The 11,658-nt window shown below is 57.5% G+C and carries 7 protein-coding genes; 3 read left to right on the plus strand and 4 right to left on the minus strand.

Annotated features, from left to right (window positions below; all coding sequences use genetic code 11):
* Positions 1-11: 11 nt before the first annotated feature.
* From DOLE_RS04345 to fdhF, 3 genes are all read left to right on the plus strand, one after another.
* Positions 12-329: a hypothetical protein gene (locus DOLE_RS04345; protein WP_012174271.1), complete on the plus strand. Its 318-nt coding sequence runs from the start codon at positions 12-14 to the stop codon at positions 327-329.
* Positions 330-433: 104 nt separating this feature from the next.
* Positions 434-1,456, plus strand: a complete 1,023-nt coding sequence (locus DOLE_RS04350) for a transposase (RefSeq protein ID WP_012174272.1) — start codon at positions 434-436, stop codon at positions 1,454-1,456.
* A gap of 337 nt (positions 1,457-1,793) precedes the next feature.
* Positions 1,794-4,556: a formate dehydrogenase subunit alpha gene (gene fdhF / locus DOLE_RS17875; protein WP_083766519.1), complete on the plus strand. Its 2,763-nt coding sequence runs from the start codon at positions 1,794-1,796 to the stop codon at positions 4,554-4,556.
* 233 nt (positions 4,557-4,789) lie between these two features.
* On the opposite strand, the gene DOLE_RS04365 is transcribed toward fdhF, so the two are convergent.
* From DOLE_RS04365 to DOLE_RS04380, 4 genes are all read right to left on the minus strand, one after another.
* On the minus strand, positions 4,790-6,844 hold the full coding sequence (locus DOLE_RS04365) for an alpha amylase C-terminal domain-containing protein (RefSeq protein WP_012174275.1): 2,055 nt from the start codon (positions 6,842-6,844) through the stop codon (positions 4,790-4,792).
* A gap of 24 nt (positions 6,845-6,868) precedes the next feature.
* Positions 6,869-8,389 (minus strand): glycogen synthase, encoded by a 1,521-nt coding sequence (locus DOLE_RS04370; RefSeq protein ID WP_012174276.1) that lies wholly within the window; start codon positions 8,387-8,389, stop codon positions 6,869-6,871.
* A 251-nt stretch (positions 8,390-8,640) separates the two neighbouring features.
* A complete protein-coding gene (gene glgP / locus DOLE_RS04375; protein ID WP_012174277.1) occupies positions 8,641-11,193 on the minus strand; it encodes an alpha-glucan family phosphorylase in 2,553 nt (850 codons plus the stop codon).
* 24 nt (positions 11,194-11,217) lie between these two features.
* The gene (locus tag DOLE_RS04380) at positions 11,218-11,526 is read right to left on the minus strand and encodes an isoamylase early set domain-containing protein (RefSeq protein WP_012174278.1); all 309 of its coding nucleotides are present in this window, start codon (positions 11,524-11,526) and stop codon (positions 11,218-11,220) included.
* Positions 11,527-11,658 lie beyond the last annotated feature (132 nt).

The raw sequence follows: 11,658 nt of genomic DNA on the forward strand, positions 1-11,658 counted from the left end.
AGGAGTTTAGCATGGCGCAAATTGATATCTTAAAACCGATAAAGATGTTTGGTTATTGTTTTATTCTGATGGGAAGTGTTGTCCTTTTTATGCATTTTCTATTATTGCAAAGCAATGACTATACTATCGAATTTAAGTGCTTTGTTTTAATAATATCGGGTTTTCATTTCTTAGCGGGGGCCGGTGTCATACTTAAAAAGAATTGGGGTTTTCATGTTTTAAAATTCTATCTCTATTGTTTATATCTGGCATTGCCCGTTGGTACTTATATAGCAATAAAAACATTTAAATATATTGAACAGCATAAAATAGAAAATTATTTCAAGTAAGCGCGGGTGGCACTGGCAGCGATTAAGCTGCCAGGAATTGGAATTGGGGACGCCCTTCATATTTTTACATTTACGAATTATTGAATATCTGAGAATAAAAAAACATGCCCAGACAAGCCAGAATAGATGCACCGGGGGCGCTGCATCATATCATTGCCAGGGGGATTGAACGCGGCCGGATATTTCGGGACGACCAGGACCGAAATGATTTTATCCTGCGGCTCGGCCAACTGGTTCAAGAATCACAGACACAGTGCCTTGCCTGGGCGTTGATTCCAAACCATTTTCATTTATTACTGAAAACCGGCAATGTTCCCATTGCCACGCTTATGCGCCGCCTGCTGACGGGTTATGCAATCAACCACAATCGGCGTTATCGCAGGAGCGGGCATTTGTTTCAAAACCGTTATAAATCGATTCTCTGCCAGCAGGATATTTATTTGAAAGAACTGGTGCGCTACATCCATCTGAATCCTCTAAGGGCGGGATTGGTCGCCAATATGGAGGCGCTTGACAGATATCATTTTGCCGGCCACGGCTATATTATGGGAAAGATAAACAATACCTGGCAGTCCATAAATGAGGTTTTGTCATATTTCAGTGAAGACAAGACGGATGCGCGGCGGAAGTATAGGAAGTATGTTACAAAAGGCCTGGAAGCGGGCAGGCAGCCATCTCTTACAGGCGGCGGGTTGATTCGAAGCGCTGGCGGCTGGGAAGCAGTCCGCTCCCAGCGCAAGGCAGGGGTTTTTCAGAAAAGCGACGAGCGCATCCTGGGAGATGATGATTTTGTCAAAACAGTTTTATCGGCTGCACAGGAAGAACTGAATAACCGCTATTCACTGGTTGCAAAAGGAGTGCAGCTTGACGACATTGTCGCGGCCGTATCCTGCCTGCTTTCTATTCCCCGGAGCGCTATGACAGAGCCTTCAAAAGAGAGGACTGTCGTTAAAGGACGATCGCTTGTGTGTTACTGGGCTGTTCGGGAGTTGGGAATGTCAATGACAGCAGTGGCTGAAGCCCTGAAAGTCGGGGTCTCGACTGTCAGTAATGCGGTTAAAAAAGGAGAAACAATCGCTAATGGAGAAGGTTTGTTGTTAGGTGACGTGCTAAATGTGAAAATATGAAGGGCGTCCCTAAAACCTCTCATGAAGGGCGTCCCTAAAACCGCTATTACCTGTAAAAGTCAAGAACCTCCCGGCCAATTTGTCTCTCTCAGGTACCCCAGTAGTCATGGGGAAGTGTCTGTCTCTCCATTTGTTTCATGATTTTTTTTGGCAATCACTAGTTTTTCAAAAAAATCAACCAGTTGGAATATTAGCGGTAAAAACACACCCGGCAATTGACATGGGTTCAATATATATTGTAAAAGAAAGTTTGCGTTTTTAACCGGTCTGTCTTTTCGAATGCGGTCGGCGGACCGAAGAAGATCGTTTTTGACCAGCCAAGGAGATAAAAGGCAGCATGAAAAACATCATTGTCATCAACGGACATGAACTGTCGTTTAAAGACGGGGAAACGATTCTGGATGTGGCCCTGCGTAACGGCATTGACATTCCCACCCTGTGCCACCTGAAGGGCACCACGCCCACGGGCACCTGCCGGGTGTGCGTGGTGGAGGTGCACGGCGCCGACGACCTGGTCACCGCCTGCACTGAAGAGGCGGCCCACAACATGGTGGTGCGCACCGAGTCGGCCAGGGTCGTGGCCTCCCGGCGGGAAACGATTCGGGAGATGCTGGCGTCGGGCAACCACAACTGCGCCATGAGCGGCACGGCGTGCAAAGACTGGACCGGGTTCCAGATGGCGGTCCAGGCCGATGACCAGGCCGAGGCCCTGTGCCCGGCGTGGGGCGACTGCCGCCTTCAGGACCTGGCCTACCGTTACCAGGTGACCGGCGACGTGCCGGCGGGTGACGATGTGTCTTACCCCATGGAGATGGCCAACCCCTTTATCATCCGTGATTTTTCCCGGTGCATCCGGTGCGGCCGGTGCGTAAAGGCCTGCAACGAGGTCCAGGTGAACAAGGCCATTGATTACCTTCGGGACGACGAGGACCGGATTCTCAAGATCGTGGCCGGGGACGATAAGCCCTTAAAGGATTCGGAGTGCGTGTTCTGCGGCGAGTGCGTTCAGGCCTGCCCGGTGGGTGCCCTGGTGGAAAAGGACGCCCGGTTTGAGGGCCGTGCCTGGGACACGAAAAAGGTCCGCACCACGTGCAGCTACTGCGGTGTCGGCTGCCAGATGAATCTGCACGTCAAAGACGGCAAAGTGGTGAAGGTGACCGGCGTGGACGCGCCGCCCAACCACGGCAGCCTCTGCGTCAAGGGCCGGTTCGGGTTTGCCTTTATCGGTTCCCCGGAGCGGCTGACCACCCCCATGATCAAGGAAGACGGCAAGTTCCGCGAAGCCTCCTGGGAGGAGGCCATCGACCTGGTGGCAAAGCGCCTGTCCGCCCTCAAGGATGCCCACGGGCCGGACAGCATCGGCGTGTTTACCTCGGCCCGGGTGACCAATGAAGACAACTACGCGGTACACAAGTTTGCAAGGGGGGCGCTGAAAACCAACAACATAGACCATTGCGCCCGTCTCTGACATAGCTCCACCGTGGCCGGTCTGGCCGCAGCATTTGGAAGTGGCGCAATGACAAACACCATCGGTGACCTGGAAACGGCCGACGTGATCCTGGCCACGGGCACCAACACCACGGAAAACCATCCGGTGATTTCCACCTTTATCAAGCGGGCCGTGGAAAAGCGGGGCGCCAAACTGGTCGTGATCGACCCGCGCAAGATCAGGCTCACCAATTTTGCCCGCAAGTGGGTCCGCCAGAACCTGGGCACGGACGTGGCCTGGATCAACGGCCTGATGCATGTGATCATCAAGGAAGACCTCTACGACAAGGCGTTTGTCTCCAAGCGCACCGCCGGGTTTGAAGACCTGAAAGCCATGGTCGAAAAGTTTACCCCCGCGTTTGTGGAAAGTATAACCGGCATTGCCGCCGACGATATCGTGGAGATCGCCCGCCTGTATGCAAAGGCCAGGGCCGCCAGCATCGTCTACTGCATGGGCATCACCCAGCACACCACCGGCACGGACAACGTCAAGTCCCTGGCCAACCTGTCCATGCTCTGCGGCCACCTGGGCATCGAGGGCGGCGGGGTAAACCCGCTGCGGGGCCAGAACAACGTGCAGGGGGCCTGCGACATGGGCGGCCTGCCCAACGTGTTCACCGGGTACCAGCCCGTGACCAGCGAAGAGGCCAGAAAAAAACTGGAAGCGGCCTGGGGCGTGACCGGCATTCCGGACAAGCCCGGCTACACCGTCACCGAGATGATTCCCAAGGCCATTGAAGGGACGGTCAAGGCCCTGTATATCGTGGGAGAAAACCCCATGGTGTCCGACCCGGACCTGCACCATGTAAAACACGGGCTTGAGGCCCTGGATTTCATGGTGGTCCAGGATATCTTCATGACCGAGACCGCGCAACTGGCCGACGTGGTGCTGCCCTCGGCCTGCTTTGCGGAAAAAGAGGGGACCTTTTCCAACACCGAACGCCGGGTCCAGCGGGTGCGAAAAGCCGTGGAGCCGCCGGGCCAGGCCCGGGACGACTGGCGGATCACGGCGGCCATATCCACGGCCATGGGCTTTCCCATGGGGTATGACAGCGCCGAACAGATTATGGCAGAGATCGCGAAGCTGACGCCGTCTTACGGCGGCATCACCTACGAGCGGATCGACCGGGTGGGCCTGCACTGGCCCTGCCCGACCCCGGACCATCCGGGTACGCCGGTGCTGCACACGGTGCAGTTTCCCATCGGCAAGGGCAAGTTCCACGCCATCGACTACATTCCGCCGGCCGAACAGACCGATGATGCCTACCCGTTGTATCTGACCACGGGCCGGATCATTTATCATTACCATACCGGCACCATGACCCGGAAAAGCGAAGGGCTAAACGAGCGGGCCCCGGAAAATTTTGTGGAGATCTCCGCCGAAGACGCGGGCCGCTACGGCATTGAAGACGGCAGCATGGTGACCATTGCCTCCCGCCGGGGAAAGATCAAGGCCAAAGCTGCGGTATCGGAAAAGGGCGTGGCCGGAACGGTCTTTATCCCCTTCCATTTTGCCGAATCCGCGGTAAACGAACTGACCCACGCGGCCCTGGACCCGGTGTCCAAGATTCCGGAGTACAAGGTGTGCGCCGTGGTTCTGGAAAAAGCCTAGCCCCAGCGGCTTAACGATAGAACAGGACGGGCCATTCGCCATCGGCGAATGGCCCGCTTCTGTTTATGTCATCACAATCGGGCAGTGCCCACGGCCCCATGTCTCGCCATAACCTCTGGCGACGGCGGATGCAGCTTGGCCTTTGGCTGCCCTCGCGCGAATGCTGTTTTCGGTCAAAGGCAGGCTGATCTTCAATGGGTGGCACGGGCCAAGCGAAGCTTGCCCGTGGGTGCTTACGCCTTATCCGCTTTCAGCACCAGGGCGGTGCGGGTGGGAAGGTAGAGAAAGAGCCGGTGGGCCGTTTTGGTGTTGGGCATGGGAAGGGTGAGGTGTTCCTGGTCCGGTGCCAGGCGGTGGTGGCCGCCAAAGGCCGCGTCATCGCTGTTTAGAATCATGATGTATTTGCCGGCGGGCGCGTGAATGGCATAGTCGGTGTAGGACCGGGTGGGGTGAAAGTTGAACACAAACACCAGCCCGGCCCGGGAAAAGGCGAGAATCTTGTCGTCGTTGTGTTCGTAGAGCAGGTAGGGCCAGGGGGCGTCGAGCACGGAAAAGCGCCTGACCAGGGCAACCATCTCCCGGTCAAAGGCCTGTAAGAAGTGGTATTTCAGGCCGGGGTCATCGGCCAGGTGCCACTGGCGCCGGGCGTAGTGATAGGACCAGGCGTTTCCCGGCCGGGGAAAATCGATCCATTCGGGATGGCCGAACTCGTTGCCCATAAAGCTCTGGTAGCCGTGGCCGGCCGTGGTCAGGGTGATAAACCGCATCATCTTGTGAAGGGCCATGGCCCGGTCCACAGTGGTGTCGGGATCATCCACGCACATGTGATGGTACATGGCGGCCCCGGCCATGCGGAACATGAGGGTCTGGTCCCCCACCAGGGCCTGGTCGTGGGACTCGGCATAACTGATCGATTTTTCGTCATAGCGCCGGTTGTTGAGTTCGTGCCACAGGTGGCCCATGGGCCAGGCCTCGTCGGCGTATTCCTTGACCAGCCGGACCCAGTAGTCCGGTACCCCCATGGCCAGGCGAAAATCAAAACCGATGCCCCCGGCCCCAATGGGCGTGGCCAGCCCCGGCATGCCGCTGATGTCTTCGGCAATGGTGATCGCGTCGGGCCGGACCTGGTGGATGACCCGGTTGGCCAGGGTCAGGTAGGTCAGGGCCTCCTCGTCCACGTTGTGGTTAAAATAGTCGTCATACCCGGTAAAGGCTTTTTCCAGCCCATGGTCCAGGTAGAGCATGCTGGTGATGCCGTCAAACCGGAACCCGTCAAACCGGTATTCCTCCAGCCAGAAGCGGCAATTGGACAGCAGGAACCGCAGCACCGGCTCCTTGCCGTAATCAAAGCAGCGGGAGTCCCAGGCCGTGTGAAGCCCCCGGGGGCCGTCGTGAAAATACTGGTGCAGGGTGCCGTCAAACCGGCTCAGCCCCTCCACCTCGTTGGAGACCGCGTGGGAGTGGACGATGTCCATGATCACCCGCAGGCCGGCGCCGTGGGCCGTGTCCACCAGTTGCTTGAGGTCTTCAGGCGTACCAAAACGGGACGAGACCGCGAAAAAGTTTGAGACATGGTAGCCAAAGGAGCCGTAATAGGGGTGCTCCTGAATGGCCATGAGCTGCAACGTGTTGTAGCCCGAGTCGATGATCCGGGGCAGCACCTTTTCGGTAAACGCGGCAAAGGTGCCCACCTGGCCCTCCTGCTGGGCCATGCCCACGTGGGCTTCATAGATCAGTGCCGGCTGGGAACTGAGATCCGGTGGTTCGTGGCGCCATTCATAGGCCGGCGCTTCCCACACCTGGGCGTTGAAGATCAGGGTGTGGGGATCCTGGACCACCCGGCGGGCATAAGAGGGAATGCGGTCTCCCTGGCCGCCTTCCCACTGGACAAGGAGCCGGAAAAGCTGCCCGTGGGAAAGGGTGTTGCCGGGCAGCCGCAGTTCCCATATGCCGTTGTCCTGAATGCGGGCCAGGGCAAAATCCTTTGAGGGCTGCCAGCCGTTGGTCTCGCCGATAAGAAAAATGGCCGTGGCATTGGGGGCCCACTCCCGGAACACCCAGCCGTCCTGCTCCCGGTGCAGCCCGAAATAGTCATATTCCGCGGCGATGTCGGCCAGCCGGCCCTGGGGACCGGCCAGGGTTTTTTCAAGATTCAGCACGCGGCTCAGCCGCCGTTCGAGAACCGGGGCATAGGGCGTCAGCAGCGCGTCCCTTTCCAGCAGCCGCTTTACAAGAGCGGTCACTGTGTCGGTCTGTGTTTTGTCGAAGGCCGGTGTTGTGGGATCCATGGGCAGAGTTCCGGTGACGCCGTGTTAGAATTCGGGGTTTATAAAGGGCCGGTGAAGCATTCGTTCGTAAAGGTCGATATAGTGTCTGGCCGTGACTGAATGGTTGAACGCGGCCAGGCTCTCTTTCATGATCCGGGCAATCTGCGCTTCCTTTGTTTCAGGAGGCAGGTTGAAAAAGTCAACAGCCCGGTCCATGGCCCAGGAGAGCCCCTGGGGATCAAAGGTCTCAAACAGAATGCCGTTGCCGGTGTCGCGGCTGATGTCCAGATGGGTGATGGTGTCGTGAATACCACCCGTGTCACGGGCCACCGGCAGCGAACCGTACAGGGCGCCGATCATCTGGGGCAGGCCGCAGGGCTCAAAGGCCGACGGCATGAGGACAAAATCCGACGCTCCGTAAGCTATATGGGAGAGCCGTTCGTCAAAGTCGCACACCGCCACCCGGTCGCCCAGGTTGAAATCCCACACGATCTGCTTGAGGTGCGGCTGAAACTCCCCGCTGGCCACGAACACGACCTGCAGGGGCATGTGCCAGTAACGGGAGACCACGTCATAGAGAATGTGGCCCATGAGCTGGCTCCCCTTCTGAATTCTGTCCAGCCGGGAAGGCCAGAAGAAAAGGGGGGCATTGGGGTTTTCGACCAGCCCCAGCAATTGTTGAAGATGCTTTTTGTTGGCCGCCTTTCCCTCCATCACGGTCTTGGGGCCGTAGGGAACAGCCAGGTAAGGGTCCTCGGTGGGATGAAAGGAGGGATCCGGACTGTTTAAGATGCCCACGGCGCATTCGGCCTCCCACTTGCTGGTCAGTTCCTGCCGCAACGGTTCTTCCACAAAGGGGTGATGGCCTTCTACCACCTCTTTTAAAAAGGTGGGGCTTACGGTGTTGACAAAATGGGACGCAAACACGCCGGACACCAGAAAATCCACGGGGTTGGTCTCCCGGGTCTCTTCATAGTTCTGGGGTGGCCGCGTGAAAAAAAGATGGCGCCAGAAAGAGGCGGCGTCAATGCCCCGGTCTTCAATGTCGGCCAGGGGTTTTTTTACGGTGTAGATGTTGTGCAGGGTAAACAGGCAGGGAATCTCCAGCTCACGGGCCATGGCCGGAATCAGGCCGGTCATCCAGTCGTTGCAGTGAATCAGGTCGGGCTGGACCTTGGGCACGATGTTGTTGATCACCTCCCGCTGAAAGGCCAGGGAGATCTTGATGTTTTCCCAGGAGTAGTTGGAGTAGACCGCGTTCATGTAGAAAAAGGCCCGGTCTTCGGCCAGGTGAATGCGCTCCTGGGGCACCTTCTTTTTGATGGTTTTAAACTCTTTGTTTAAAACCGGGTCGGCCTCGTGGGAAAAGAGGCTGCGGTAGTCGGGCAGGGCCACGTGAACATCGCCGCCCTGCTCAAACAGGGCTGACACCAGGGCCGCCGACACATCGGCCAGCCCCCCGGCCTTGGCCGACAGGTAGTTGGCGGTGTTGCCCATGCCCTCGGGCAGGTAGGTGACCTCCGGCGTTACAATCAGCACGCGGGGTGTTTTTCGAATGCGGGACATGCGTTGTTACCTGTACCTTTATTGAAATCGGTATCGCTATCGATATCGGTATCGGTATCGAAATTAAGAAGGTTTTTTATTTTAAAACGGCATTGTGAGTCACAGGCGCAGCCATCTCCGTCTTAGCTGTGTGCCATAAGATTGCTTCGTCGCTTCGCTCCTCGCAATGACCTTTAACATGATTGTCCTGAATCAGAACAGGAAAGGCTCCTCCGTTTGGTTCCATCGTAAATTTTTATGACACCTTCGGGCTATGCCCAGGTAATCAGCCCGGGCGTAAATCTGATGTAGTTATCGGCACGGGGCATGGCCCGGACCGTGAACCCGAACCGGCCGGCGTTTCGGCAGGTCAGGGCGCATTCATAGCGAAAGGTCCCTCCGCCCAGGTCCTCTTTTACGGCCATGGCCTGGGTTTTTCCACCGGTGACCGCGTCCACGTCCCGAAGTGGGCCGTAGTAAAGCTCAACATCCGCCTCTTCCGGGGTCAGTGTGCCCAGGTGGACCACCACGGAGATGACCAGGGACTGGCCGATGCGGAAGGGCCCGGCGGTCTGCCGTTCCGGTGTTTCAATGGCAATGGTGTGCCAGTTGTTGCGCAGCCGGTCGTGTACCTCGTTGAGCTGCCGCGCCCTGGCGGCCCCGTTTTCCGTGAGTTCGTAGTACCGCTCCATGCCCGGGGTGTAAAACCGGGTGTCGTACCGGTTTACCATTTTATGGGCGCAAAACCCTTCCAGGGCCATGTGCATGGAGGCCTTCATCATGGCCAGCCACCGTTCCGGCACGCCGCCGCTTTCCCGGTCGTAGAAGCAGGGGATCACGTCGTTTTCCAAAACATTGTACAGGGCCTGGCTTTCCACGGCGTCCTGGTAGTTGTGGTCGTCATACTCCTCGCCGTTACCGATGGCCCAGCCCACGTCCGGGGTGTAGCCCTCGCACCACCAGCCGTCCAGAATGCTGACGTTGAGCACGCCGTTGGCCGCGGCCTTCATGCCGGATGTGCCGCAGGCCTCCATGGGCCGCCGCGGCGTGTTGAGCCACACGTCGGCGCCCTGCACAAGGTGGCGGGCGATGTTGATGTCGTAGTTTTCCAGAAACAGGATCTTGTGGCGGTAGAGCGGGTGCCGGGCAAAATGGACCAGCTGCTGGATCAGCCGCTTGCCCTCGTCATCCTTGGGGTGGGCCTTGCCGGCAAAGATGAATTGCACCGGGCACTCCTCGGATTTCAATATGGCCTCAAACCGGTCCATGTCCCGCAGCAGCAGGGTGGCCCGCTTGTAGGAGGCAAACCGCCGGGCAAAGGCAATGGTCAGCACCCCGTCGTCTAATACTGATTCGGCCTCTTTCATCACCGACTTGGGCGCGTTGCGACGGCCGTACTGCTGCACCATCCATTTTCTGCACGACCGGATCAGGCGGGTGCGGCTCATCTCGTGGGCCCGCCACAGCTCTTCATCGTAAATATCGGCGATGCGGCCGGACAGTTCGCTGTTCCATGTGCTCATGGACCAGTCCCGTCCCAGGTATCGCTGGTAGAGCAGGGCATTTTCAATGGATATCCACGACGGAATATGGACCCCGTTGGTGATGTGGGAAATGGGGGTTTCCTCTTCGGGCAGCCGGGGCCATACATGGGCCCACATGCGCCGGGCCACCTGGCCGTGAAGTTCGCTGACGCCGTTCAAGTCCTGGGCCAGGTGAAGCCCCAGCACGAACATGGAAAAGGGCCGGTAGGGATCGGTGCCCTCGACCTGGCCCCATCGCACCAGTTCGTCGGCGGTAACACCGAGGTCGGTTTCATAGGGCACCATGTAGGGCCGCACCAGGTCCGGCGGAAATTCGTCGTGGCCCGCCGGCACCGGCGTGTGGGTGGTAAACACGGTGGTGCGGGCGTTGATCTCGATGGCGGTTTTAAGGTCCACCTGGTGCTGGGCCCGAATCTGGGCCAGCCGTTCAACAGTGGAAAAGGAGCAGTGGCCTTCGTTCATGTGGCACACCACCGGCGTGTATCCCATGGCCTTCAAGGCCCGCATGCCGCCGATGCCGAGAATCACCTCCTGGGCCAGGCGGGCCTTGCCCGTGGCGCGGTAAAGCCGGGAGTTGATCTCCCGAATGGCCGGAGGGTTCTCCTTGATGTTGGTGTCCAGCAGAAACAGGGACACACGGCCCACGGCGATTTTCCAGATAGACAGCTGAATAATGCCGTCCGGCCCCATAAAGGAAACGCGCAGCTCGTTGCCCGAGGCGTCTTTGATCCGTTCCACCGGAAGGTGGTAAAGGTTGGTGGCCGGATACTCCTCCTGCTGCCATCCGTCGTGGTTCAGGTACTGGTGGAAATAACCGTTGGTGTAGAACAGCCCCACGCCGGCAATGGGAAGCCCCAGGTCCGAGGCGGCCTTCAGATGGTCTCCGGCCAGGATGCCCAGGCCCCCGGCAAACAGGGGCAGGCTTTCGTGAATGCCGAACTCCATGGAGAAATAGGCGATGACCTCTTTTTCTCCCCTGGGCCGGGGACCGGCGTCGGCGGAGGGGGCCATTACGTCATGCGTGAACTTTTCTTTTACCTCTGCCATGTTGGTCAGAAAGCTGGTGTCTTCGGCCAGCCTGTCGAGCTGGTTTTGATCAATCATGGTGAAGAAAATAATGGGGTTGCGGCCCGACTCCTCCCACAGCTTGGGATTGATGCGGCGGAACAGGTCAATGACCTCCAGGTTCCAGCACCACCAGAGGTTTCTGACCAGCACCTCAAGAAATTTGAGCTGCTCGGGAACTTTTGGAAAAACTTGAAATGTTTGAAGAAAACTCATGAGCGGGGTCCTCGCCACAGAAGGTTACACAACAACCACGGAATTTTCACAGTTTCCGTATTCACTACGCACATATTTATCAGCTTCCCAGTCATTTTCCCATACTTTTTCGTCCATCAGGTAACGAAACTGGTACTCTTTGCCGGTCTTCAGGTTGAGCGTCAATGTGAAGTCCCCGTTTTTCAGTTTCTTCATGGGGGAGTCGGTCACGCTCCAGTGGTTAAAATCCCCGGCGAGGTTGACGGTTTTTGCCCCCATGGATGCCTTTCCAGGCACCCGAAAGGTCACCTTGCACATTTTTTTACCTTTGAGGTACTGCTTTTTCATGCTCATTTTGCTCCTCCGTAAAACGGGTTGATATTCGGCACTGTTCCCGGCAAAAGCCGGTGACAGGTTCAATCTATAATTGAAAGCAAAATCGGTGCCAACGCAATACGCAGTATTATTCGGCATCTGCGTGATGGT

Origin of the sequence: Desulfosudis oleivorans Hxd3 (assembly GCF_000018405.1) — a bacterium.
Classification (GTDB): Bacteria; Desulfobacterota; Desulfobacteria; order Desulfobacterales; family Desulfosudaceae; genus Desulfosudis; species Desulfosudis oleivorans.

Bases quoted from the DNA above. Each gene is read 5' to 3' on its own strand.
- DOLE_RS04380 (WP_012174278.1), bottom strand. From the start codon at position 11,526: ATGAGCATGAAAAAGCAGTACCTCAAAGGTAAAAAAATGTGCAAGGTG.
- glgP (WP_012174277.1), bottom strand. From the start codon at position 11,193: ATGAGTTTTCTTCAAACATTTCAAGTTTTTCCAAAAGTTCCCGAGCAG.
- DOLE_RS04370 (WP_012174276.1), bottom strand. From the start codon at position 8,389: ATGTCCCGCATTCGAAAAACACCCCGCGTGCTGATTGTAACGCCGGAG.
- DOLE_RS04350 (WP_012174272.1), top strand. From the start codon at position 434: ATGCCCAGACAAGCCAGAATAGATGCACCGGGGGCGCTGCATCATATC.
- DOLE_RS04345 (WP_012174271.1), top strand. From the start codon at position 12: ATGGCGCAAATTGATATCTTAAAACCGATAAAGATGTTTGGTTATTGT.
- DOLE_RS04365 (WP_012174275.1), bottom strand. From the start codon at position 6,844: ATGGATCCCACAACACCGGCCTTCGACAAAACACAGACCGACACAGTG.